The organism is Streptomyces coeruleofuscus (genome assembly GCF_039532725.1).
Lineage (GTDB): Bacteria > Actinomycetota > Actinomycetes > Streptomycetales > Streptomycetaceae > Streptomyces > Streptomyces coeruleofuscus.
Genome location: NZ_BAAASE010000008.1, coordinates 117,209 through 141,387 on the forward strand (window position 1 = coordinate 117,209; position 24,179 = coordinate 141,387).

Sequence of the window (24,179 nt, forward strand, 5' to 3'; positions counted from 1 at the left end):
CCGCATTCGTCAAGCCGACACCAACAGCCTCGCCCGCCTGGCGTCCGCCAGAGCATCGGGCGTGAGCACCGGACGCGGCACCAGAATCCCGCAGTCCGTGCAGACCGGACCCGCCGAAGGCTCGTGGTCCAGGTCGTACTTCCAGGCGAGTTGCTCCCCGCCACACACCGGGCACGTCGAGCCCGGTGCGCGCTCCAGCGCGGCGATCAGCCGGCGCAGCACCTCGGCCAGCGGTTCACGGGGATGGACCGCCGGATCGTCGCACCACGCCACGCCGAAACCGCCCCAGGTCAGCCGGTGCCAGTCGTCCACAGTGCCCGGCCTGCGCAGTCCGTCGTGCTTCTCCTTCTTGCGGCGCTCGGCGAACTCGACTTCGTAGGCCAGCCAGACCGCCCGCGCCTCCTCCAGTTCGTCCAGTGCGGCCACGAGCCGCGCTGGATCGGGGGACCGGTCCTCGGGACCGAACCCTGCCCGGGAACACAGATGGTCCCAGGTCGCCCTGTGCCCGTAAGGGGCGAACCTCTCAAGGCACTTGCGCAGCGAATAGCGCCGCAGTGCCAGATCGCACCGCGGATCGCGGACCTGTCTCGCCAGACTCCGGAAACCGGCCATCGTCCTGCACCTCCGTCACACCTGCACCTGTAATCCGGTCACTTCGGCGTCGTCGTAAGGACGTCGCCGAATAGACGTATCGACAAGCGAATCGGCTCCATCCGATTTCAAATGGCCTCCATAAGCCGTCCGACGAGGCCCTGAGTCGACTGCCGTGGCCCGTGTGCCTGTTGTGCTGACTCCAAAAAGTGACGCTTGCTCATCTTCTATCGCGGACTTACCGGCGGTAACATCCCGCCCACCCCCGTCGGGAGGAGCCCCCCACATGCCACGGCGTAACCCACGCACCGTTCTCGACAGAATGAGAACTCCCCGCGGAATCCCCGGGTTCCTGAAGACGGCATCGGTATGCGCGCTGATCGCAGGTCTTTTGTCGCCGTTGTCACACGCGGCCGCCTCGGAGACGGAGACCGCGCGGACCACGGCGGCGGCGAACGACCACTGCGGAAACCAGTGTTCGGACATCCTCCCGCCCGGCCAGAACGGCAACGCCACCCTCGCGCAGATCCTCCTGAACCAGGCCTTCGGCACCCAGCCCGAACACGCAGAGGACCAGCTCGGGCCGTATGCCGATCTCGCCAAGGGGTACACCGGCCTCACCAACGACAAGATCAACAACTTCTTCAACGACGCGTCCTTCGGGGTCCCGGCGGACCAGGTCGCCTCCACCGTCAAACCCGCCGGGCGCGGTGACGTGACGATCGTCCGGGACAAGAAGACCGGTGTGCCGCACATCACCGGTACCACCAGATACGGCACGGAGTTCGGTGCCGGCTACGCGGCCGCCCAGGACCGGCTGTGGCTGATGGACGTCTTCCGGCACGTCGGTCGCGGTCAGCTCACCTCCTTCGCGGGCGGCGCGCCCTCCAACCAGGGCCTGGAACAGCAGTTCTGGCGGCACGCCCCGTACTCCGAGGCCGATCTCCAGGCGCAGATCGACAACGCCGTCGCCACCAACGGCGAGCGCGGCAAGTTGGCCCTCGCCGACGTCAAGGCCTACCTCGACGGCATCAACGCCTACATCGACGCCTCCGACAGCGGCCGGTACTTCCCCGGGGAGTACGTCCTCACCGGGCACAAGGACTCGGTCACCAACGCAGGGAAGATCGAGCACTTCAAGATCACCGACATGGTGGCGCTGGCGTCCGTCATCGGCGCGCTGTTCGGCTCCGGCGGAGGCGGCGAGGTCAACAACGCCCTCTCGCTCCTGGCCGCCCAGGAGAAGTACGGCGTCGCCGAGGGCACCAAGGTGTGGGAGTCCTTCCGCGAGCGCAACGACCCGGAGGCCGTCCTCACCCAGCACGACGGCAGCTTCCCGTACGCGACCAAACCGGCCGACCCGCAGGGCCGGGCCCTGCCCGACGCCGGCTCGGTGACCCAGGAACCGCTGGTCCACGACCGTACGGGCAGCGCGGCCGGCTCGAGCGCCACCGGCGCTTCCAGGGAGGCGGCCAAGACGGCCCTGTCGTCCGCCAAGCGCGGCATGTCCAACGCCCTCGTGGTGGGCGGCGAGCACACCGCCAGTGGCCACCCGGTCGCCGTGTTCGGCCCGCAGACCGGCTACTTCGCGCCCCAGCTGCTGCTGCTCCAGGAGCTCCAGGGGCCGGGCATCAGCGCCCGCGGCGCCTCCTTCGCCGGCCTGAGCATGTACGTCGAACTCGGCCGCGGCCAGGACTACTCGTGGAGCGCCACGACCTCCGGCCAGGACATCATCGACACCTACGCCGTCGAGCTGTGCCAGGACGACTACCACTACCTGTACCGCGGCACCTGCACGCCGATGGAGAAGGTCGAGCGGAAGAACGCCTGGAAGCCGACGGTCGCCGACGGCACCGCGGCCGGCTCGTACACGATGCGCGTCTGGCGCACGAAGTACGGGCCCGTCGAGTACCGCGCGACGGTCGGCGGCAAGAAGGTCGCCTACACCTCCCTGCGCTCGTCCTTCATGCACGAGGCCGACTCCATCATCGGCTTCCAGATGCTGAACGACCCGGACTACGTGACGGGCCCGGAGTCGTTCCAGAAGGCGGTGCAGCACATCAACTACACCTTCAACTGGTTCTACGTCGACTCCGAGCACACCGCGTACTACAACAGCGGCGACAACCCGGTGCGCGCGAACGGCGTCGACCCCGAGTTCCCGGTCTGGGCCCGGCCGGCGCACGAGTGGCGGGGCTGGGACCCGGCGACCAACACGGCCGACTACACCCCGCCCTCCGCCCACCCCAACTCCATCGACCAGGACTACTACATCTCCTGGAACAACAAGCAGGCCAAGGACTACACGGCCGCGCCCTGGGGCAACGGCTCCGTGCACCGCGGCAACCTCCTCGAGGACCGGGTGAAGAAGCTGGTCCAGCAGGGCGGGGTCACGCGGGCCTCGCTGGTGAAGGCGATGGCGGATGCCGGGGTCGCCGATCTGCGGGCGGAGGACGTCCTGCCCAAGCTGCTGAAGGTCGTCAACAGTTCGCCCGTCACCGACCCCACCGCGGCGGCCGCCGTCGGCAAGCTCCAGGCGTGGGTCGCCGCGGGCGGCAAGCGCACGGAGACCTCGGCCGGTTCCAAGAAGTACGCCGACGCCGACGCGATCCGCATCCTGGACGCCTGGTGGCCGCTGCTGGTCAAGGCCGAGTTCGAACCGGGGCTCGGCAGCGAGCTGTTCTCGGCGATGACCGCCAACCTCCCCGTCGACGAGTCCCCGTCCGCCGCCCACGGCCCGACCGGGTCGCACGCCGGAAGCTCCTTCCAGTACGGCTGGTGGAGCTACGTCGACAAGGACATCCGGGCTGTGCTCGGCGAGCAGGTGCGGGGGCCGCTGGCCCGCGAGTACTGCGGCGGCGGGGAGCTCGGCGCCTGCCGTGACACCCTCGTCAGCACCCTGAAGGAGGCGGCCGGCAAGACCGCGGCCCAGGTCTACCCGGGCGACGACGTGTGCTCGGCGGGCGACCAGTGGTGCGCCGACTCGATCAACCACCGCACCCTCGGCGGCATCAAGCACGGCAAGATCAGCTGGCAGAACCGGCCGACCTACCAGCAGGTCGTGGAGTTCACCTCACATCGGTGAGGCACGGTCCGGCGGCGGGTCAGCGGATGCGGCCCGCCGCCAGCACCAGCCGGGCCAGCTCCTCGTGCAGGATGTCGCTGTGCGCGCCGGCGGGCGGGCCACCGCGTCTCACCACCGCCGCCGCGTCTACGTTCACGCACCCCGAGGCGGGCAGCTTCGCCCGCAGCGCCTCGGCGAGGGGGTACGCGCGCGTGCCCGGCACCGCCCGCACCCCGCCGTAGCCCATCGCACCCCACTTGGCGCCCAGGGCCCGCCCGATGCCGAGGTCCGCGACCGACCGGCTGTCGCCCGCCATGCGCGAGGCCAGCGGATACATCGTGCCCAGGGCCGTGTCGTGCCGGGAGTGGCAGCACACCAGGGGACCGTCGACGCGGTTCTGCTGCCCCTGGAGCACCCCTCCGGCGCGCGCGTCGTGCGGCAGCCGGGCCGCGAACGCGTAGTGGGAGAACGCCCCTTGGAGCAGCGTCACCGACTTCACCGTGCGCACGCCCTCGGGGAGCCCGCGCAGCGCGAACGACACCAGCCGCGCGCCGAAGCTGTGCCCGACGAGGTGCACGCGCACGCCCGGCGCCGCCTTCGCGAGCTGCCCGACGACCCGGCCGAGACCGCGCTCACCGACCGTTCCCGCGCGCCGCTTCATCGCGTAGTACGTCGCCTGCCGCAGCAGTTCGTGGGCCCCCTCCCAGGGGTTGGGGAGGCCGAACCCCTGCCGCGCTCCGGACGCTTCGAGGCCGGCCAAAGCCCGGGCGAACTCCTCGCAGGCCGCCGCCGAGGAGCCCGCGAACATCTCCGGCTCGCTCTGTGGCACGCCCTCCGCCACCGTGTCCGCCGCGAACAGCGCCTGCGGCCCGGGCGCCACCACCTCCACCAGCAACCGCACCAGCCGCCCGAACTCCTCCAGTTCGGCCTCCTCCGGCGGCTGCTGCTCCAGCAGCCGGGCGATCTGCTCGACCAGGATCGCCCGGCCCGGGAAGGACTCCAGCAGCGCGTGCCGCGTGTCCTTGTCGAGCATCGGGCGCCGGGGTGCCTCGGCCGCCACCGCCCGCGGGAAGTCCGGGATCGGTTCGTCGGAGAACCGCATGGCCGGCCACAGCACCCCGACGTACCCGATGCGGGCCGTCGGGGCCAGCCGCGGGACGGGCGCCAGGAACCGGTCGTAGAGCCGGGTCGCACCCGAGCGGTCGTTGTTCCAGCCGTGCGCGAAGACGACCAGGTCGCGCACCTTGCGTTCGGTCACCCCGGCGAGCAGCCGGTCGCGCTGACGGCCCGCCGGGTCCCCGTCCGCGTCGAAGGTCAGCTCCCAGTAGGGAGTCACGCTCATCGCCTGATCCGCCATGACAGGCCCCCTGTTCCCCCGGGTGACGCGCGCGTTGTGGCGCATCGTCCTGCCAACGGGGGAGCTTGGCCATACGTCACGGGCGCATTGGGCGCGCGATGACGGACTCAGCGGTAGAGGAGGTACTTCCGCCGTGTCCGCCGGAACGCCGCCAGCTCGTCCTGCCCCCCCGCCACGACCTCGTCGGTGTCCGCGCCGGCGTCGATCATCGTGCGCACGCGCGCGGAGCCGGTGAGTTTGTCGATCCAGTGGTCGGGGCGCCAGGCGAACCCGCTCCACACCTTCCTGGCGGTCACGAGCAGGGCGATCCCCGTCCGCACGGGATCGAAGACGTCCCGGTCGTGCACATGGATCTGCACACCGCCGATCGTCCTGCCCTGGAACTTGGAGAAGGTGGGCGCGAAGTACGCCTCCCTGAAGCGCACGCCGGGCAGGGCGAGTTCGTTCGCGGCCGCGGCCCAGCGCCGGTCGACGCCCTCCGCGCCGAGCAGCTCGAACGGCCGGGTCGTGCCGCGCCCCTCCGACAGGTTCGTGCCCTCGAACAGACACGTCCCCGAGTACACCAGGGCCGTCTCCGGCGTGGGCATGTTCGGGCTCGGCGGCACCCAGGGCAGCCCGGAGGCGTCGTGGAAGTCCGAGCGCTTCCAGCCCGACATCGGCACGGTCTCCAGCGGTACGGGATCGGTCAGGAACTCCTCGTTGAACAGCCGCGCCAGCTCCGCGACGGTCATGCCGTGGGCCTGGGAGATCGGCTGCCGCCCGACGAACGTGGCGAACTCCTTGTGCAGGACGGGCCCCAGGGCCGCCCGCCCGGTCACCGGGTTGGGCCGGTCCAGGACCACGAACCGCTTGCCGGCGAGCCGCGCGGCCTCCATGCAGTCGTACAGGGTCCAGATGTACGTGTAGAAGCGGGCGCCGACGTCCTGGATGTCGAAGACAACCGTGTCCACGCCGGACGCGGTGAAGATGTCGGCGAGCGGCCGGCCGCTCTTGAGGTACGTGTCGTAGACGGGCAGGCCGGTCGCCGGGTCGTCGTAGCGGCCCTCGGAGCCGCCGGCCTGGGCGGTGCCGCGGAAGCCGTGTTCAGGGCCGAATACGGCCCTCAGATCCACTCGGGTGTCCGCGTGCATGACGTCGACGATGTGGCGGACGTCGCGCGTGATGCCGGTGGGGTTGGTGACGATGCCGACCTTCTGGCCGTCGAGCAGGGTGTAGCCGTCGTGGGCGAGTCGTTCGAAGCCGGTGCGGAGTCGTCTGGGGCGCTGGGCGGCGGTTGCGGTGGGTGTGGCCGGGACGGCTGCTGCCGTGGCCGCCGTGAGTAAGGCTCGTCTTGAGGGGCGCATGGGGTGGGTGGCCTCCGTGATCCGTTATGTGCCACTTTCGTGGTGGCTGGTCGCGCAGTTCCCGCGCCCCTAAGGGTGTTGCGGTTGCCCCTTCCTTGAAACATACCGACCGGTTAGTCTGGCGCCATAGCTGAGCCGCGTCTAAGGAGACCGATGGTGGGAGCCTTTCAAGGGGCTGGAGTCGTTGTCACGGGGGCAGGCGGCGGAATCGGAGCCGCGCTCGCCCGGCGCTTCGCCGCCGAGGGAGCCCGGGTCGTCGTCAATGACCTGGACGCCGAGCGGGCCAAGCACGTCGCGGAGGAGGTCGGGGGAGTCGCCGTGCCCGGTGACGCCTCGGGGATCGTCGCCGACGCCCGTGACGCGCTCGACGGGACCGTCGACGTGTACTGCGCCAACGCCGGCGTCGCCTTCGACGGCGTCGATGCCGGTCAGGCGCTGGACGAAAAGGCCTGGGCGACCTCCTGGGACGTGAACGTCATGGCGCACGTCCGGGCCGCTCACGAGCTGCTGCCCGCCTGGCTGGAGCGGGGCAGCGGACGTTTCGTCTCCACCGTCTCCGCCGCCGGGCTGCTCACCATGATCGGCGCCGCGCCCTACGCCGTCACCAAGCACGGCGCGCTCGCCTTCGCCGAGTGGCTCTCGCTGACGTACCGGCACCGGGGTGTGAAGGTCCACGCCATCTGCCCGCAGGGCGTACGCACCGACATGCTGGCCGCCACCGGCAGCGCCGGCGACCTGGTGCTCCAGCCGACCGCGATCGAGCCCGAGGCCGTGGCGGACGCCCTGGTCAAGGGCATCGAGGAGGACCGCTTCCTGATCCTGCCGCACCCCGAGGTCGCCGCGTACTACCAGGCCCGGGCCGGTGACCCCGACCGCTGGCTGACCGGCATGAACCGCATCCAGCAGCAGTGGGAGGAGAACCGGTGACCGAGTCCCGCTACGCGGCCAAACCCTGGCTCGACCTGCTGAGCGACGTCCAGAAGGGCGCGATAAGCCCCGCCGACTCCCTCGTGCACGCGCTGCGCGGGGCCGTGGACGAGACGCCTGACGGCGACTTCCTGGCCTACTTCGACGGCCGACTGACCTACCGGGACGTCGACGAGTTCAGCGACTCCGTCGCCGGGCATCTCGCGGCGCGCGGCCTGGAGCGCGGCGACCGGGTCGCGGTACTGCTCCAGAACTCCCCGCACTTCGTGCTCGCCGTGCTGGGCGCCTGGAAGGCGGGCGCGGTCGTCGTGCCCGTGAACCCGATGTACAAGTCGGGCGAGGTGGCCCACGTCCTGCGGGACGGCGAGGTCGCCGCGCTGATCTGCTCGGACCGGGCGTGGGAGTCGTATCTGCGCGAGACCGCCGCGGACTCGCCCGTGCGGATCGTGCTCACCGCATGCGAGCTGGACTTCCAGACGCGCGGCGACGCGCGCGTGCTGACTTTCGAGCGGCTCCCGCAGGCCCCGGACGCCGACGACCTGGTCGCCGTGGCACGGGCCGGGCACAAGGCGCCAGGGGACCGGGACCCCGCTCCCTCCGACATCGCGCTGATCAGCTACACCTCGGGCACCAGCGGCGCGCCCAAGGGCGCCACCAACACGCACGGCAACATCATGTACAACGCCGAGCGGCAGCGGACCGGCCTGGGACTGCCCGAGCGGCCCGTCTACTTCGCGCTGGCGCCGCTGTTCCACATCACCGGCATGGTCTGCCAGTTCGGTGCCTGCCTGAGCAGCGCCGGCACGCTCGTACTGGCCTACCGCTTCGAGGCCGGCGTCGTGCTCGACGCGTTCGCCGAGCACCGGCCGCACTACACCGTCGGCCCGTCCACGGCCTTCATGGCGCTGGCCGCCCATCCGTCCGTCACCCGCGACCACTTCTCCTCCTTCCGGGTGATCTCCTCCGGTGGCGCCCCGCTGCCGCCCGCGCTGGTGGAGAAGTTCCGGGCCGGCTTCGGGCCGTACATCCGCAACGGCTACGGGCTGACCGAGTGCACCGCGCCGTGCGCCTCCGTGCCGCCCGGTCTTCAGGCGCCCGTCGACCCGGCCTCCGGGACCCTCGCGGTCGGCCTGCCCGGCCCCGACACGGTCGTACGGATCGTCGACGACAACGGCGACGAGGTGCCGTTCGGCGAGCAGGGCGAGATCGTCGTCCGGGGGCCGCAGGTCGTGCCCGGCTACTGGCGGCGCCCCGACGCCACCGCGGAGACGTTCCCCGGGGCCGAACTGCGCACCGGCGACATCGGCTTCATGGACGAGCAGGGCTGGCTGTACGTCGTCGACCGCAAGAAGGACATGATCAACGCGTCCGGCTTCAAGGTGTGGCCGCGCGAGGTCGAGGACGTGCTCTACACACACCCGGCGGTGCGCGAGGCCGCTGTCGTCGGCGTGCCCGACGGGTATCGCGGGGAGACCGTCAAGGCGTACATCAGCCTGCGTCCGGACGCCGACACGGACCCGGATGCGCTCGCCGCCTACTGCAAGGAGAGACTGGCCGCCTACAAATATCCGCGACAGGTGGAGATCCTGCCGGACTTGCCGAAGACGGCCAGTGGGAAGATCCTCCGTCGGGAGCTTCGTTCCCGGACGCAAGGCAATTGACAGCAGTACGGAAAGGCAGGTGGCGGCAGTGCCCAGGACCACGGACCCGGACGGCACCCCCGTACCTCAGCGGCTCCTGGCCGCCGCCACCCGGCTCTTCGCCGAGCAGGGCTACGACCGCACCTCGGTGCAGGAGATCGTCGAGGCGGCCGGCGTCACCAAAGGCGCGCTGTACCACTACTTCGGCTCCAAGGACGACCTCCTGCACGAGGTGTACGCGCGCGTGCTGCGCATCCAGCAGGAGAGACTCGACGCCGTCGCGGGCTCCGACGAGCCGGTGGAGAAGCGGCTGCGGGCCGCGGCCGCGGACGTCGTGGTGACGACCATCGACAACCTCGACGACGCGATGATCTTCTGGCGGTCCATGCACCACCTGAGCCCCGAGAAGGACAAGCAGGTCCGCGCCGAGCGCCGCCGCTACCACGAGCGCTTCCGCGCTCTGGTCGAGGAGGGCCAGCAGTCGGGCGTCTTCTCCCAGGCGACCCCGGCGGACCTGGTGGTCGACTACCACTTCGGGTCCGTCCACCACCTGTCGACGTGGTACCGCCCCGAGGGCCCGATGAGCCCCCAGCAGGTGGCCGACCACCTGGCGGACCTGCTGCTGCGAGCCCTGCGCCCGTAACCGCACCCAGGGGGCTCGCCCCCTGGATCCCCGGCCTACGCCCACCCACCACCCGAATCGGTCGGCCAGGAGGCCCGGCTCGAACCCCGGGCCGAGCCACACACAGCCCGTCCGACGGATCGGCCGGCCGGCGAACCGGCCGTCCGGGTGGCCAGGCGGCCGGGCTCGAAATGCCGGGCTGAGTCACTTCCAACAGCCCGTCCGGCGCTTGAGGACGAGGCCGTTCAGGCCGAAGCGGGGTCAGGGGCGGCAGCCCCGGTGGGGGCGCAGGGGGCGAAGCCCCCGCGGGGCTCTGGGGGCCGCGGCAGCCCCGGTGGGGGCGCAGGGGGCGCAGCCCCCGCGGGGGCCTGGGGGCGCAGTCCCCAGCGGGGTCGAAGGGGCGGAGCCCCTGGAGATGGGACGGGTAGGGGCGGCGGGGGCGAGAAAACCCCGCCGCCCCGCCGCGTCACACGTACCGCTTCAGCTCCCGCCGCGCCAGCGACCGCTGATGCACCTCGTCCGGCCCGTCCGCGATCATCAGCGTCCGCGCCGCCGCGTACAGCTCCGCCAGGGGGAAGTCCTGGCTCACACCCCCGGCACCGTGCAACTGGATCGCCCGGTCGAGAATGTCCACCACCGCGCGAGGCGTAGCGATCTTGATCGACTGGATCTCGGTGTGCGCCCCCCTGTTGCCGACCGTGTCCATCAGCCACGCCGTCTTCAGCACCAGCAGCCGCAACTGCTCCACGGTCACCCGCGCGTCCGCGATCCAGTTGTGCACCACACCCTGCTGCGCCAGCGCCTTCCCGAACGCCGTACGGGACACCGCCCGCCGGCACATCAGCTCGATCGCCCGCTCCGCCATCCCGATCAGCCGCATGCAGTGGTGGATCCGGCCGGGGCCGAGCCGGGCCTGTGCGATGGCGAAACCGCCGCCCTCCTCGCCGATGAGGTTCGACGCCGGCACGCGCGCGTGGTCGAAGATCACCTCGGCATGGCCGCCGTGGGAGTGGTCCTCGTAGCCGAAGACCTGCATCGCGCGCTTGATCGTCACGCCCGGGGTGTCCCGGGGAACCAGGATCATCGACTGCTGACGGCGGATGTCCGAACCCTCCGGGTCCGTCTTGCCCATCACGATGAAGATCTTGCAGTCCGGGTGCATCGCCCCGGAGATGTACCACTTGCGGCCGGTGACGACGTACTCGTCGCCGTCCCGCTCGATGTGCGTGGTGATGTTGGTGGCGTCCGAGGAGGCCACGTCGGGCTCGGTCATCGCGAACGCCGAGCGGATCTCGCCCGCGAGCAGCGGCTCCAGCCACTGCTTGCGCTGCTGCTCGTCCCCGAACTGGGTGAGCACCTCCATGTTGCCCGTGTCGGGTGCCGCGCAGTTCGTCACCGTCGGGGCGATGTGCGGGGAGCGCCCCATGATCTCGGCGAGCGGCGCGTACTGGAGGTTGGTGAGCCCGGCGCCGTACTCGGAGTCCGGCAGGAAGAGGTTCCACAGACCCTGCCTGCGCGCCTCGGCCTTCAGCTCCTCGACCACCGCCGGGGTCTCCCACGGCGAGGCGAGCTGCGCCCGCTGCTCCTCCGCGACGGCCTCGGCCGGATAGACGTACTCGTCCATGAAGGCCAGCAGCTTGCCGCGCAGCTCCTCGGTGCGCGCGTCGAACGCGAAGTCCATGTCCGTCAGCCTTCCTGAAGGGTGGTGAGACCGTGCTCGATGAAGACCGGGACCAGGTCGCCGATGCGGTCGAAGCCGTGTCCGACCGTCTGGCCCAGGGTGTAGCGGTAGTGGATGCCCTCCAGGATCACGGCGAGCTTGAACCAGGCGAACGCCGTGTACCAGGAGACCGCGGAGACGTCGCGCCCCGAGCGGACGGCGTACCGCTCGATCAGTTCGGCCGGGTCCGGGTGCCCCGGCGCCTCCGCCGTCGTGGAGACGGGGGAGTCGGGGGCGTCGAGCGGCAGGCTGTACATCGCCAGCAGGCCCAGGTCGGTGAGCGGGTCGCCCAGGGTGGACATCTCCCAGTCGAGGATCGCCTTGATGCGGTCGTCCTCGCCGATCAGGACGTTGTCCAGCCGGTAGTCGCCGTGCACCACGGCCGGGGCGGGGGAGGAGGGCAGCCGCCGTCCGAGCGTCGCGTGCAGCTCGTCGATCCCGGCCAGCTCGCGGTTGCGCGAGGCGTCCAGCTGCTTGCCCCAGCGTCGCAGCTGCCGGTCCAGGAAGCCCTCGGGCCGGCCGAAGTCGGCGAGCCCCACCTCGCCCGGGTCCACGGCGTGCAGCTCCACCAGCGCGTCCACCAGGTTCAGCACCGCGCCCCGGGTCCGCTCCGGACCGAGCGGGGCGAGCTGGTCGGCCGTGCGGTACGGGGTGCCCTCGGCGAACTCCATGACGTAGAACGGCGCGCCGAGCACGTCCTCGTCCTCGCACAGCAGCACCGGCCGCGGAACCGGCACGGCGGTCGGGTGCAGCGCGCTGATCACGCGGTGCTCGCGCTTCATGTCGTGCGCGGTGGCCAGGACATGGCCGAGCGGGGGCCGCCGTACGACCCACCGGGAGGTGCCGTCGGAGACGGCGTAGGTGAGGTTCGACCGTCCGCCCTCGATCAGCCGGCCGGACAGGGCGCCGCTCACCAGGCCGGGCCGCTCGCGGTCGAGCAGGCCGCGCAGCCGGTCCAGGTCGAGTCCGGGCGGGTGGTCGGGGCTCATGCGTCGCTCCTACGGGCAGGTGAACAGTTCCCGACTCATGATGCCGACCGGTCGGTATGTCGTCCAGAGCGGGGCCGAAACGTGATCGGAGCCACGATAGGCCGACGACTCCCGCCGCGGGGCGCCGGGGAGGTACCGGCCGGTTCGTTCAGGCCATCCGGCTTGCGTGGCGCGCGGGGAGACCGGAGGGTCGAAGCCATGAAGGCCATCAGCTACTCACGGTACGGCGGACCCGAGGTGCTGGCGTTCGGCGAGGTCCGCGATCCCAAGGTCGGCCCGGACTCGGTGCTGGTGAAGGTGCGGGCGGCGTCCGTGAACCCCGTCGACTGGAAGGCCCGCGAGGGCTACCTCGAAGGGCTCCTCGAAACCGCCTTCCCCGTGGTGCCCGGCTGGGACGTCTCCGGCGTCGTCGTACGCCCCGGCGTGGCGGTGTCGGAGTTCGACGTCGGCGACGAGGTCATCGGGTACGTACGCGAGGACTTCCTCTCCCGCGGCACCTTCGCCGAGTACGTGGCCGCACCCCTGCGCACCCTCGCGCGGAAGCCGCGCAACCTCTCCTTCGAGGAAGCGGCCGGACTGCCGCTGGTCGGGCTCACCGCCTACCAGGTGCTTCTCAAGGTGCTCCAGGTGAAGCGGGGCGAGACGGTGCTGGTGCACGCCGCGGCGGGCGGGGTGGGCTCCATCGCCGTGCAACTCGCCGCCCACCTCGGCGCCCGGGTGATCGGCACGGCGAGCGAGCCCAACCACGACTTCGTACGCGGCCTCGGCGGGGAGCCGGTGACGTACGGCGAGGGCCTGGGCGAGCGCGTGCGCGGGCTGGCGCCGGAGGGCGTGGACGCGGTGTTCGACACGGTCGGCGGGGACGCGCTGAAGGTCTCGGCCAACCTGCTGGCCCCCGAAGGCCGCCTGGTGTCGATCGCCGACGTCGGCGTCGTGACCTACGGCGGCCGCTACTACTTCGTCCGCCCCGACCCCGAGGACCTCCAGCGGCTGTCCGATCTGGCGGAACAGGGCGTGGTGCGCGTGCACGTCTCCGAGACGTTCCCACTGGAACGGGCGGCGGACGCGTACCGGCTCAACGAGGAGGGCCGGACCCGCGGCAAGATCGTCGTGACGGTGGACTGGGAGCCGGAGGAAGCGTAGCCACGCCGCGCCCTGGCGCCGGGCGCATGCGGTGTCCTGCCCCTGGCGTCCTGTCCCCTGACGTCCGCCGTCCTGGCGTGCGCCGTCCCGGTGCCCCTGAGTGCGGCGCCCCGGCGTCCACTGCCCCCGCATACGGTGCCCCGGCGTGTGGGCGTCCCTAGAGCACGAGCGCCGCCCCGCACACCGCCAACGCCAGCGTGCACAGCACCGCTGCCGTGGCGTGCCGGGGCGCGAACGGGGCAGGAGTGGCGGTGGCCGAGAGGGCGCGGATGCGGCGGTGGGCGATGCTCAGGAAGCCCAGCCACAGGACGCAGCACAGCGCGCACGCGACGAGCCCGGGCGCCGACGCCCCGCCGTGCAGCGCGGTCTTCACGGCGAGCACGGCGGAGGCCGTGCCCGACAGCGTCGTACGCCGCCACGCGAGCCGGGTCCGCTCGGGTTGCAGCCCGGGGTCGCGGTCGGGGTCCTGCCGCCGGGCCGCCGGCGCGTTCACCCCTCCCACCCCACGAGCACCACGACGACCATGGCGAGGGCGACGATCGCGACGACCAGGCTCAGCACCGCCGGGAACCGGGACACCGGCAGGTCCTCGCCCCGGCGCATGGCCCGCTCGCAGCGCACCCAGTGGTTGACCGCCCGCAGCGAGCACAGCACGCCCGCGGCCAGCAGCGCGAGCGCCAGCCCCACGCGCCAGCCCCAGCGCAGGTCCGGAAGGAACTGGTCCACGGCGAAGCCACCGCCGATCAGCGCGAGCGCGGTGCGCAGCCAGGCCAGGAAGGTGCGTTCGTTCGCCAGCGAGAACCGGTAGTCGGGCGTCTCGCCGTCCTTCCGCACCTGCGCGGGAGCGAACCACAACCGGACGTTCCGTACGAACTCGATCACGTGCGCGACCCTACCGGGGACGACAACCCGCTCAGCCCCTCGACCGAAAGGCCCTGAGCCGCTCGTACGCCGCCAGCCCGTCCGGCACCCACTCCCAGTCGTCCAGGCGCCGCCGCACCTCGTCCTCGGGCAGGAAGTCGTGCCAGGCCACCTCCTCGGCCTGCGGCCGGACCGGAAGGTCGCAGCGGACCTCGTACACCGCCGACCACCAGGTCTGGCCCGCGCCGTTGTCGTAGAGGAACTTGAAGAGGTACCGCGGCAGGGGCAGACCCGTGACGCCCAGTTCCTCCTCGGCCTCGCGCAGGGCCGCCGTGTCGTAGGTCTCGCCCGCGCCGACCACGCCGCCGACGAACATGTCGTACAGGGAGGGGAAGACCAGCTTGGTCGGCGTCCGCCGGTGCACGAAGATCCGCCCCGCGGCGTCCCGGGCCTGGATGAACACACAGCGGTGCCGCAGACCTCTGGCGTAGGCCTCGCCCCGGGGCGACTGCCCGACGACCCGGTCGTTCTCGTCGACGATGTCGAGGACCTCGTCACCGGCACTCACGCCCTCGCCGGCAGCACTCATGCCCTCGCCCACAGCACTCATGCCCTCATCCAAGCAGGGTGCGAGGCATCACTGCGGCTGCGGCTGCGGCTGGAGCCGCCCCACGCGTGCCCGCTCCACCGTCCCCGTCGGCATGGCCGGATGCAGACCCAGCAGCATGATCCCGGCCACCACGGCGAGGAGACCGCCCGCCTCCCAGCTCAGCGCCACCGCGTCGGTCCGCAGCCGGTCGCCGAGGAAGCCGACGCCGCAGATGATCCCGGCGATCGGCTGGGCCGCTGTCAGGGCCGGCAGCGACTTCCGCAGGGACGCGGTCTCGAAGGCGCTCTGCACGAGGAGCAGCCCCGTGACGCCCAGCGCGAGGACGGCGTACGGCTGCCAGCCGGTCAGCAGCCCGGCGAAGCCGCCCTCGGCGAACTTCTCCCCGCTCACCCGGGTCAGCGCGTCCTGCACGCCGTACAGCAGCCCGGCGGCCAGGGCCAGCAGCACCGGTCCGGAACCCAGCCGGGAGCGCTTCGCGTGCGCGGTGAGCAGCAGGGCGAGCCCGATCATGGCCCCGATGATCAGCCACTGCCGCATCGGATCGGCCGTCGCGGCGCCGCCGTGCGGCTCGCCCGCCACGATGAACGTGGTCACACCGCCCGCCAGCAGCAGAAGTCCCGCCCAGCCCTGGCGGCCGAGCGGCTGCCGGGTCTGCCGGCGGGACAGCGCGAGCGCGAAGAGCAGGTTCGTCGCGAGCAGCGGCTCCACCAGCGACAGCTCGCCCTGCCCCAGCGCGGCGGCGCCCAGCGCCGTGCCGGCCACCATCAACCCGATGCCGCCGAGCCAGCGCGGCACCTTCACCAGGTCGATCAGCAGCCGGAAGGACAGGAAGTCGTTGAGCGGGGCGCGCTGGGCCGCGTTCTGCTGAAGCACGAAGCCGAAGCCCAGACAGCAGGCGGCGCTCACGGCGAGCACCAGGACAAGAACCGACACGCGGTGTACCTCGATCATCAGGTCGGGTTCACGATGGCGTAGGGGCCGACTGTACCGGCCGGCTCCGCCCGGCGCGCCCGTACGTCGTCCCATCCTGAGCGGTGGTGACCGCCCAGCACTATGACGCACGCCACAAAGGGCTAAACGGATAAATCGGATGCCCGTCCCGCGGTCCTCCGGCTCCCCTTTGATCACAAAACCCTCACGAGTAACAGCAGTTGACGCGTGTAACGCCCTGGCGGCCCTTGACGCCAACCGTTGGCTGGGGGTTGGCTGTGCGTGATCAGTTCATGGCGAAGCGCACACACGCGCTCCCTCGACCGCCGTGAGCCGAAACACAAGAAGAGCGCGTGAGGAAGTTCCGCGGTGCCCCCACCCCCGCCTCCCCTCGGCCGTGGCCGCAGACGTGCGTCTCAGGCCCTCGACGAGGCCCTCGACGACGCCGACCTCGTGGCCGCGCGCGCCGCGCTGGCGCAGGGCCGCTGGCAGAACGCCCGCTCACTGCTGGTGCACACCGCGGACGACTGGGACCGGCGCGGCCACCGCGTCACCGTCCTCGCACGGGAGCCGTACTGCGCCGCATGGGCCCGTGAGTGGCTGCTCGCCGAACCCGAGTCCGCCGACGCCGCCGTCCTGCTCGCCCTCGCACAGGTCCGGCGCGCCCTGCACGGCAAGGGCAAGCCGGTCCGGGCCCGCGAGGCCTGCGTGACCGCCGCCGCCCGCGTCCCCGCCGACCCCACCCCCTGGCTCGGCCTGCTCCTGCTGGAGTGCGCGGTCGGCACCGACCAGGACGTGGTCCGGACGTTCGAGCAGGTCCGTGCCCGGTACGCCGACCACCACCACGCCCACCACCTGATGGTCGCCCGGCTCGCCGGACGCCGCACGGAGGCCGGCCCGGACCCGCTGCACGAGGTCTACGACTTCGCCGGCTGGGCCGCCGAGCAGGCACCCGCCGACTCCCCGCTCGCCATCCTGCCGGTCATCGCGCACGCCGAGCGCTACCGCGCGCTGGCCTCCGCCGGACACGAACCCGCCGACCCGGCCGCCTCGGGCCACTGGACGGGCCGCCGCGCCCGGCAGGTGATGAAGGCCGCCTTCGACTGGTGGCTGGAGTGGGAACTGGAGGGCCATCCGCGCCGGCTGATCGACCTCAACTTCCTCGCCCACGCCAAGTTCTGCGAGGGGCGGGGCGCCGAGGCCGCCGCCCTGTTCCACCGCATCGGCCGGCACGCCACCCCGGCGCCCTGGTCGTACCCGGACCGTGACCCGCACGCCGCCTTCGCCGCCGCCCGCGCCGCCGCGCTGGGCACGGCCTGACACCCCCCGGAAATCCAGAAGTGAGGACGCTCTCCCGATGACCACGGACAGTTCGAGCCCGAGCACATCCGCAGCCGGCGGCATCAGTACGTTCAAGGGCCAGGAGCGCGCCCTGCGCGCCGACCGGCTCGGCACCGGGGGACTGCTGCTCTCCGTCCTCGCCGCGACCGCCCCGCTCATGGTGGTCGCGGGTGTCATGCCCACCACATTCGCAGTGATGGGCATCGTCGGCCAGCCGCTGCTCTTCGTCGTCCTCGGCGTCGTCCTGATCCTCTTCAGCATCGGCTACTCCGAGATGAGCCGCCACGTCCACAACGCCGGCGCCTTCTACGCGTACATCTCCCGCGGCCTCGGCGGCACCGCCGGCGCGGGCGCCGCCCTGGTCGCCCTCGTCGCCTACAACGCGCTCCAGATCGGCATCTACGGCATCTTCGGCTTCGAGGTCTCCGGGCTCCTCGCCACGTACGCCGAGGTGGAGATCGCCTGGTGGATACCGGCGCTCGTGGCCGCGCTCGCCGTCGGTCTGCTGGGCTGGCTGAAGATCGACGTCAACGCGCGCGTGCTCGGCGTGCTGCTCGTCATCGAGGTGCTCCTGGTCGTGATCTTCGACTTCGCCGCCCTCGCCGACCCCGGCAAGGAAGGCCTGTCGCTGCACGCCTTCAACCCCGACACCCTCACCGGCGCGGGCGTCGGCACCGCGCTGTGCTTCTGCATCGCCGCGTTCCTCGGCTTCGAGCAGGCACCCGTGTACGCGGAGGAGACCAGCCGCCCGCACGTGCTGGTGCCGCGCGTGATGTTCCTCGCCGTCGGCGGGGTCGCCGTCTTCTTCGCGCTGAGCAGCTGGGCCCTCACCGTCGCCACCGGACCCGCCGCGATCGTCGGCACCGCCCAGAAGCAGAGCGCCGGACTGCTGTTCTTCCTCACCGAGTCCCGCCTCGGCGGCACCTTCACGGACGTCCTGCACGTCCTGTTCGTCACCGGCATGTTCGCCGCCCTGCTCAGCTTCCACAACGTCGTCGCCCGGTACGCCTTCGCCATGGGGCGCGAGGGCCTGCTTCCCGCCGCCTTCGGCCGCACCAGCGGCACCAGCGGCGCTCCGGGCACCGGCTCGCTGCTCCAGACCGTCGTGGCCGTGGTGGTCGTGGCCGCCTTCGCGATCGCCGACGACAAGCCGGCCGGCGACCCGACCGCGCCGGTCCTGCACCTGTTCACCTGGTTCGGCAACATCGGCGCCCTCGGCGTGATCGTGCTGATGGCGGCGGCCTCGCTGTCGGTCGTCGTCTTCTTCGTCCGCCGGGGTGCCGCGGGCGCCCAGGCCTGGCGGCTGGTCACCTCCGCGCTGGCGGGCCTCGCCCTGCTCGTGATCGCCGGCTACACGGTGAAGGACTTCGAGGTCCTCGTCGGCGCCGGCCCGGACTCCTCGCTGAGCTGGATCCTGCCCGGCATCATCGGCCTCGCCCTGGTCGCCGGCCTGGTCCTGGGCCTGGTGCTGCGCGCCCGCGCCCCCGAGAGGCACGCCCGGATCGGGCTCGGCAACGAGGCGTTCCAGCTGGACAAGGCGGCGTCGTCCTGACCCCGGCCGCGCAAGAAGTGGTTACGGAAATCTGACGAGCACCCGCGATCCCTGTCCTGACGGGGCCGCGGGTGTTCGAATGAGAACGTGAACGAGGACGTACATGAGGGCATGAACGACGGACACCCTGAACAACGGGGCACCCCGGTCGGCCGCCGTGTCTTCCTCGGCACCCTCGGTCTCGGCGCCCTGGGCGTGGTGGCCGCACCCCAGCTCCAACGCGGCCTGGAGGGCTTCCTCGGCGGCGCCGCCGACAAGGACCCCACCGGCCTGACCGGACTGCTCCCGAACGGCGGAGGCTTCCGCTACTACTCGGTCGCCTCGTCCGTTCCCCGCAAGAACGCCGACAGCTACCATCTCACGATCGACGGCCTGGTCGACCACCCCACGACCTACACCCTGGCCGACCTGAAGGCCCTGCCGCAGACCCGCCTGGTCCGCGACGTCCAGTGCGTCACCGGCTGGCGCGTCCCCGACACCCCCTTCGAGGGCGTACGCCTGTCCCGCCTCCTCGACACCGCCCGGGTCCGCCCCACCGCGAGAGCCATCCGCTTCACCTGCTTCGACGGCACGTACACCGAAAGCCTCACCCTCGCCCAGGCCCGCCGCGCGGACGTCCTGGTCGCCCTGCGCATGCAGGACAAGGACCTCGGCCACTCCCACGGCGGCCCGGTCCGCCTCTACGTGGCGCCCATGTACTTCTACAAGTCCGCCAAGTGGCTCTCCGGCATCACCGTCACCGACGAGGTCAAGCCGGGTTACTGGGAGGAGCGCGGCTACGACGTCGACGCCTGGGTGGGCCGCTCGAACGGACGTGACGATGAGCCCACGACCTGACACCGCGGTCGCTGTCAGGCGCTTCAGCCGGACCGAGCGCTGGGTCCACCGCACGACGGCCGCGCTCATGGGCGTCTGCGTCCTGACGGCGGCCTGCCTCTACGTCCCCCAGCTCGCCGAACTCGTGGGCCGCCGCGCACTCGTCGTCACCCTGCACAAGTGGACCGGCCTCGCCCTGCCCGTCCCGGTCCTTGCGGGCCTCGCCTCCCGCGCCCTCCGCACCGACCTGGGCCACCTCAACCGCTTCGGCCCGCACGACCGCATCTGGCTGCGCGCCGCCCTGCATCGCGACAAGCGCCACGCGTCCCGCCCTGCGGGCAAGTTCAACGCCGGCCAGAAGCTCTACGCGTCCTGGATCGCCGGCGCCACCCTCGTCATGCTCGGCACCGGCCTGATGATGTGGTTCACCCACCTCACCCCCCTCCTGTGGCGCACCAGCGCGACGTTCGTCCACGACTGGCTGGCCCTCACCATCGGCATAGTCCTGGCCGGCCACATCGGCATGGCCCTGGCCGACCCGGAATCCAGGAGAGGCATGCGCACGGGCTCGGTGAGCAGAGAGTGGGCGGACCAAGAGCACCCTCTATGGCGCCAGTAGGTTTCTTTCAGGGGCGCGGGGAACTGCGCGAACAACCCCCACGCACCCGCACCCGCCCAACCACCACACCCCCTATGGCGCTGAGGCCCCAGGGGCGCGGGGAACTGCGCGAACAACCACTACGCACCCGCAGCCGCACCACGACGCACAGCCCTACGGCGCGGGTTCGAAATCCAACAGCACCTTGCAAGACCGACTCCGATCAGCAGCCAGGGCAAAGGCGGACGCGGCATCCCCCACAGGTACCACCGCACTCACCAGCCCATCGAATGCCGGCTCCACCGCAAGCAGCGCCAACGCCTCATCGAACTCGGCATCGAACCGGAACGCCCCCCGCAGCTCGATCTCCCGACTCACCACCAGGTTCCCCGCAAACGCACTGTGCCCCGCCGGCAACATCCCCAACTGCACGACGACCCCGCCCCGCCGCACACGCCGCAGACACGCGTCGAGCCCCGCAGCCACTCCGGACGCCTCGATCGCGACGTCCACTTCGGAAGGCCACCCGGGATCGTCAGGATCATCGGCCCGCACGAGAGTCCCGGCACCGGCGATCCGGGCGTACTCCAACGCCTCGGGCAGCAGATCCGTGACCGTCACCCGGAAAGCCCCCGCCGCCTTCGCCGCCGCGACCACGAGACAGCCGATGGGCCCGGCACCGGTCACCAGGACATGCCGCCCGGCCACCTCCCCGGCCCGCCGCACCGCGTGCAGGGCGACGGACAACGGCTCGGCGAGCGCGGCCCGGCGCAGCTCCAGACCCTCCGGCAAGGCCCGCACCTGCTCGCAGGGCACGACCACGTGCGCCGCGAACCCTCCCTGCACATGCGGAAAGCGCGCCGCACTGCCCAGGTACCGGGTGTCCCGGCAGATGTTCCGCCGACCGTCCGAGCACTCCGGACACACGCCGCACGGCGTCGCCGGATGCACCGCGACAGCGGCACCCGGCGCCGGCCCCGACGCGCCGGCACCGTACTCGACCACCGTCCCGACAACCTCGTGCCCGAGCACCATCGGCTCCCGGAGCCGGAAGTCCCCGACCCCGCCGTGCCGCCAGTAGTGCAGGTCGGACCCGCACACCCCGCCGTACCGCACGGCGACCAGCGCCTGCCCGGGCCCGGGCTCGGGAACCGGCAACTCCGCCACGCGCAGGTCACCCTGACCGTGGATCACACAACCCAGCATCACAGCCTCCCGGCAGGTGGTCACAACACGCTCGTCATACCGCCGTCGACGTACAGCACCTGCCCGCTGACGAAGTCGGCCGCGGGGGAGGCGAGGAACAGCACCCCGCCCACCAGGTCCTGGGTGCGGCCCCAGCGGCCGGCCGGGGTGCGCCGCCGCACCCAGGAACTGAACTCCTCGTCCTCGACCAGCGGTTGCGTCAACTCGGTCTCGATGTAACCCGGACCGAGCCCGTTGACCTGCACACCGCTCGGACCCCAGTCCGCGCACATGCCCTTGGTGAGCATCTTCAGCGCGCCCTTGGTGGCGGCGTACGGCGCGATCCCGGGCCGTGCCACCTCGCTCTGCAACGAGCAGATGTTGATGATCTTCCCGTGGCCGCGTTCCGTCATCCGGCGCGCCGCCTCCCGGCCGACCAGGAAGGCACTGGTCAGGTTGGTGTCCAGGATCCGGTGCCAGTCGGAGTCGGTGAACTCCAGCAGCGGGGCGCGCAGTTGCATGCCCGCGTTGTTGACGAGGATGTCGAGCGGGCCCACCCGCTCCTCGACCTCGGCGACCCCCGAGGCCACCGATGATCCGTCGGTCACGTCGAACGCCGCCGTGTGCACCCGGTCGCCGGGCAGCCCGGCGGCGGCCTCGGCGAGCCGGTCCTTGTCGCGTCCGTTCAGGACGACCGTGCAGCCGGCCTCCGCCAAGCCACGGGCGAGCGCGAGTCCGATGCCCCGGCTGGAGCCGGTCACCAGGGCCGTACGGCCGCTGATGTCGAAGAGAGGGTGAGCCGTCATGGCCGTGGCACTCCTAGATCACGAGGGACAACAGCAGGACGATGCCGCCGGCGACCACCGAGATGATCGTCTCCATGACCGACCACGTCTTGATGTTCTGGCCGACACTCAGCCCGAAGTACTCCTTCACCATCCAGAACCCGGCGTCGTTGACATGGCTGAAGAACAGCGAGCCGGCGCCGATGGCGAGGACCAGCAGGGCCGCGTGCGTGGTCGACATGTCGGCCGCGAGCGGGGCGACCAGACCGGCGGCCGAGACCGTCGCCACCGTCGCCGAACCGGTCGCCAGCCGGATCGCCACCGCGATCAGCCAGGCCAGCAGCAGCGCCGGGATCGACCAGTCCTCGGAGATGTCCAGGACCATCTGGCCCACCCCGGTGTCGATCAGTGTCTGCTTGAAGCCGCCGCCCGCGCCGACGATCAGCAGGATGCCCGCGATCGGCGCGAGGCTCTTCTCGACGAGCGGCGAGATGCGCTCCTTGGAGAACCCGGCGGGCCGCAGCAGCGTGAAGATGCCGACCAGCACCGAGGCGAGCAGCGCGATCATCGGGGCGCCGATCACGTCGAAGACGCGCTGGACCAGGTTCTCCGGGTCGTCCACGACGATGTCGACCAGCGCCTTGGCGAGCATGAGGATCACCGGCAGCAGGACCGTGAACAGGGTGGCGCCGAAGCCGGGACGCTTCTCCAGGTCCTCCGAAGCACGCTGCGGAATCATGCGGTCCGGGGCGGGGACGTCCACCCAGCGGGCCGCGTACTTCGAGAACAGCGGACCGGCGATGATCACCGTGGGTATGGCGACGAGGACGCCGAGCGCCAGCGTCACGCCGAGGTCGGCCTTGACCGCGTCGATCGCGACCAGCGGACCGGGGTGCGGCGGCACCAGGCCGTGCATCACGGACAGGCCGGCGAGCGCCGGGATGCCGATGCGCATCAGCGAGTAGTTGCCGCGCTTGGCGACCATCAGCACCACCGGGATCAGCAGCACGATGCCGACCTCGAAGAACAGCGGCAGTCCGATCACCGAGGCGATGAGCACCATCGCCCACGGCATGGACCGCCCGCCGGCCTTCGCGAGGATGGTGTCGACGATCTGGTCGGCGCCCCCGGAGTCGGCGAGCATCTTGCCGAGCATCGCGCCGAGGGCGATCAGCACGCCGACGCCGGCGACCGTGGTGCCGAGGCCGGTGCTGAAGCTGGTGAGGACCTTGTCCAGCGGTGCCCCGGCGATCGCGCCGAGCGCCAGCGACCCGATGGTCAGCGCCAGGAACGCGTGCAGCTTGGACTTGGTGATGAGCAGGACGATGACGGCGATGCCCGCCAGGACGGCGATGCCCAGCTGAGCGTGGCCGGCCGAGGTGATCGGCTCGGGTGCGTCCGCTGCCAGCATCTCGACGCTGAGTCTGGTCACGGGTGGGTTCCCTTGCGTTGGAGGGGACTGGGGGAGGGGGGACCGTCAGGGGCTACTGGACGGGCTCGGGGAGGTCTTCCAGGGCGAGCGCCGCCCGCTCGGTGATCTCCTCCGGGCCGCCGGAGACGTCCACGTCGACCCCGGCCTCGTCCGCCTGGAGCGGCTGGAGCGTGGCGAACTGGGAGTCGAGCAGCGCCGTCGGCATGAAGTGCCCCTGCCGGTGCGACATCCGGTCCTCGATGAGCGCGCGGTCACCCGTGAGGTGCACGAAGACCACGCCGGGCGCGGCGGCCCGCAGCCGGTCGCGGTACGACCGCTTCAGCGCGGAGCAGCTGACCACCCCGCCGAGCCCGGCCCGCCCGTGCGCCCACTCGCCGATGGCGTCCAGCCAGGGCCGGCGGTCCTCGTCGGTGAGCGGGGTACCGGCCGACATCTTGGCGATGTTGGCCTGCGGGTGGAAGTCGTCGCCCTCGGCGTACGGAACGCCGAGCCGGGCCGCGAGCAGGGGACCGATGGTGGTCTTGCCGGTGCCGGCGACGCCCATGACCACGACGACGTGGGGGGTGTTCATCGCTGCCTCACTGTCTGCTGTCTCCGTCGACACGTGATGTCGACGCAACTGAAACCCATTAGGTACGACGAATTCAAGAGGTCGTGATGAATAAGTCTGACT

Annotated in this window: 22 protein-coding genes; 9 read left to right on the forward strand and 13 right to left on the reverse strand. The window is 71.5% G+C overall.

Annotated features, from left to right (window positions below):
* Window positions 1-9 precede the first annotated feature (9 nt).
* Window positions 10-612: a hypothetical protein gene (locus tag ABFX81_RS29090; RefSeq protein WP_346138892.1), complete on the reverse strand. Its 603-nt coding sequence runs from the start codon at window positions 610-612 to the stop codon at window positions 10-12.
* A gap of 265 nt (window positions 613-877) precedes the next feature.
* On the opposite strand from ABFX81_RS29090, the gene ABFX81_RS29095 reads away from it, so the two are divergent.
* On the forward strand, window positions 878-3,676 hold the full coding sequence (locus tag ABFX81_RS29095) for a penicillin acylase family protein (protein WP_346138893.1): 2,799 nt from the start codon (window positions 878-880) through the stop codon (window positions 3,674-3,676).
* A gap of 19 nt (window positions 3,677-3,695) precedes the next feature.
* On the opposite strand, the gene ABFX81_RS29100 is transcribed toward ABFX81_RS29095, so the two are convergent.
* Both ABFX81_RS29100 and ABFX81_RS29105 read right to left on the reverse strand, forming a co-directional pair.
* The gene (locus ABFX81_RS29100; RefSeq protein ID WP_086846355.1) at window positions 3,696-5,012 is read right to left on the reverse strand and encodes a serine-threonine protein kinase; all 1,317 of its coding nucleotides are present in this window, start codon (window positions 5,010-5,012) and stop codon (window positions 3,696-3,698) included.
* Between the two features lie 107 nt (window positions 5,013-5,119).
* A complete protein-coding gene (locus ABFX81_RS29105; protein ID WP_086846354.1) occupies window positions 5,120-6,355 on the reverse strand; it encodes an exo-beta-N-acetylmuramidase NamZ domain-containing protein in 1,236 nt (411 codons plus the stop codon).
* Between the two features lie 153 nt (window positions 6,356-6,508).
* Between ABFX81_RS29105 and ABFX81_RS29110 the strand changes: the two genes are divergently transcribed.
* From ABFX81_RS29110 to ABFX81_RS29120, 3 genes are read left to right on the forward strand one after another with little or no spacing between them, the layout of a single operon-like run.
* Window positions 6,509-7,282, forward strand: a complete 774-nt coding sequence (locus ABFX81_RS29110; protein ID WP_086846353.1) for an SDR family NAD(P)-dependent oxidoreductase — start codon at window positions 6,509-6,511, stop codon at window positions 7,280-7,282.
* A complete protein-coding gene (locus tag ABFX81_RS29115; protein ID WP_086846351.1) occupies window positions 7,279-8,943 on the forward strand; it encodes an AMP-binding protein in 1,665 nt (554 codons plus the stop codon). Before ABFX81_RS29110 ends, ABFX81_RS29115 begins: the two co-directional genes overlap by 4 nt.
* A gap of 28 nt (window positions 8,944-8,971) precedes the next feature.
* Window positions 8,972-9,565: a TetR-type transcription factor C-terminal domain-containing protein gene (locus ABFX81_RS29120; RefSeq protein WP_086846359.1), complete on the forward strand. Its 594-nt coding sequence runs from the start codon at window positions 8,972-8,974 to the stop codon at window positions 9,563-9,565.
* Window positions 9,566-10,010: 445 nt separating this feature from the next.
* Here ABFX81_RS29120 and ABFX81_RS29125 read toward each other — a convergent pair whose 3' ends face one another.
* Together ABFX81_RS29125 and ABFX81_RS29130 are read right to left on the reverse strand one after the other, a co-directional pair.
* Entirely contained in the window at window positions 10,011-11,225 is a 1,215-nt protein-coding gene (locus tag ABFX81_RS29125; RefSeq protein WP_086849555.1) for an acyl-CoA dehydrogenase family protein, read from the reverse strand.
* A gap of 5 nt (window positions 11,226-11,230) precedes the next feature.
* Window positions 11,231-12,253 carry a phosphotransferase gene (locus tag ABFX81_RS29130; RefSeq protein ID WP_086849557.1) on the reverse strand — a complete coding sequence of 341 codons (1,023 nt, stop codon included), beginning with the start codon at window positions 12,251-12,253 and terminating at the stop codon, window positions 11,231-11,233.
* 198 nt (window positions 12,254-12,451) lie between these two features.
* Here ABFX81_RS29130 and ABFX81_RS29135 point away from each other — a divergent pair, with 198 nt between their 5' ends.
* Window positions 12,452-13,396: a zinc-binding dehydrogenase gene (locus tag ABFX81_RS29135; protein WP_086849559.1), complete on the forward strand. Its 945-nt coding sequence runs from the start codon at window positions 12,452-12,454 to the stop codon at window positions 13,394-13,396.
* A 157-nt stretch (window positions 13,397-13,553) separates the two neighbouring features.
* Here the strand turns inward: ABFX81_RS29135 and ABFX81_RS29140 are convergent, their stop codons facing one another.
* From ABFX81_RS29140 to ABFX81_RS29155, 4 genes are read right to left on the reverse strand one after another with little or no spacing between them, the layout of a single operon-like run.
* Window positions 13,554-13,889, reverse strand: a complete 336-nt coding sequence (locus ABFX81_RS29140) for a DUF202 domain-containing protein (RefSeq protein ID WP_086849561.1) — start codon at window positions 13,887-13,889, stop codon at window positions 13,554-13,556.
* Entirely contained in the window at window positions 13,886-14,278 is a 393-nt protein-coding gene (locus ABFX81_RS29145; protein WP_059421526.1) for a YidH family protein, read from the reverse strand. The genes ABFX81_RS29140 and ABFX81_RS29145 overlap by 4 nt, the downstream gene beginning before the upstream one ends.
* A gap of 31 nt (window positions 14,279-14,309) precedes the next feature.
* Complete coding sequence (locus ABFX81_RS29150) at window positions 14,310-14,867, reverse strand: NUDIX domain-containing protein (RefSeq protein ID WP_086849564.1); 558 nt, start codon at window positions 14,865-14,867, stop codon at window positions 14,310-14,312.
* Between the two features lie 27 nt (window positions 14,868-14,894).
* Window positions 14,895-15,800, reverse strand: a complete 906-nt coding sequence (locus tag ABFX81_RS29155) for a DMT family transporter (RefSeq protein WP_086849573.1) — start codon at window positions 15,798-15,800, stop codon at window positions 14,895-14,897.
* A 366-nt stretch (window positions 15,801-16,166) separates the two neighbouring features.
* Here ABFX81_RS29155 and ABFX81_RS29160 point away from each other — a divergent pair, with 366 nt between their 5' ends.
* The 4 genes from ABFX81_RS29160 (at window position 16,167) to ABFX81_RS29175 (ending at window position 20,125) form a co-directional block, all read left to right on the forward strand.
* Complete coding sequence (locus tag ABFX81_RS29160) at window positions 16,167-17,117, forward strand: hypothetical protein (protein ID WP_086849566.1); 951 nt, start codon at window positions 16,167-16,169, stop codon at window positions 17,115-17,117.
* A gap of 37 nt (window positions 17,118-17,154) precedes the next feature.
* Complete coding sequence (locus tag ABFX81_RS29165) at window positions 17,155-18,690, forward strand: APC family permease (RefSeq protein WP_086849568.1); 1,536 nt, start codon at window positions 17,155-17,157, stop codon at window positions 18,688-18,690.
* A 111-nt stretch (window positions 18,691-18,801) separates the two neighbouring features.
* Window positions 18,802-19,527: a molybdopterin-dependent oxidoreductase gene (locus ABFX81_RS29170; RefSeq protein ID WP_086849575.1), complete on the forward strand. Its 726-nt coding sequence runs from the start codon at window positions 18,802-18,804 to the stop codon at window positions 19,525-19,527.
* Window positions 19,511-20,125 carry a cytochrome b/b6 domain-containing protein gene (locus ABFX81_RS29175; RefSeq protein WP_086849569.1) on the forward strand — a complete coding sequence of 205 codons (615 nt, stop codon included), beginning with the start codon at window positions 19,511-19,513 and terminating at the stop codon, window positions 20,123-20,125. The genes ABFX81_RS29170 and ABFX81_RS29175 overlap by 17 nt, the downstream gene beginning before the upstream one ends.
* 153 nt (window positions 20,126-20,278) lie before the next feature.
* On the opposite strand, the gene ABFX81_RS29180 is transcribed toward ABFX81_RS29175, so the two are convergent.
* The 4 genes from ABFX81_RS29180 to ABFX81_RS29195 are packed head-to-tail and all read right to left on the reverse strand — an operon-like array spanning window position 20,279 to window position 24,077.
* Window positions 20,279-21,310: an alcohol dehydrogenase catalytic domain-containing protein gene (locus tag ABFX81_RS29180; protein ID WP_086849577.1), complete on the reverse strand. Its 1,032-nt coding sequence runs from the start codon at window positions 21,308-21,310 to the stop codon at window positions 20,279-20,281.
* A 20-nt stretch (window positions 21,311-21,330) separates the two neighbouring features.
* The gene (locus ABFX81_RS29185) at window positions 21,331-22,095 is read right to left on the reverse strand and encodes a glucose 1-dehydrogenase (RefSeq protein WP_086849571.1); all 765 of its coding nucleotides are present in this window, start codon (window positions 22,093-22,095) and stop codon (window positions 21,331-21,333) included.
* A gap of 13 nt (window positions 22,096-22,108) precedes the next feature.
* Entirely contained in the window at window positions 22,109-23,506 is a 1,398-nt protein-coding gene (locus tag ABFX81_RS29190) for a GntP family permease (RefSeq protein ID WP_346138894.1), read from the reverse strand.
* A gap of 52 nt (window positions 23,507-23,558) precedes the next feature.
* Complete coding sequence (locus ABFX81_RS29195) at window positions 23,559-24,077, reverse strand: gluconokinase (RefSeq protein ID WP_150479932.1); 519 nt, start codon at window positions 24,075-24,077, stop codon at window positions 23,559-23,561.
* Window positions 24,078-24,179: the final 102 nt, after the last annotated feature.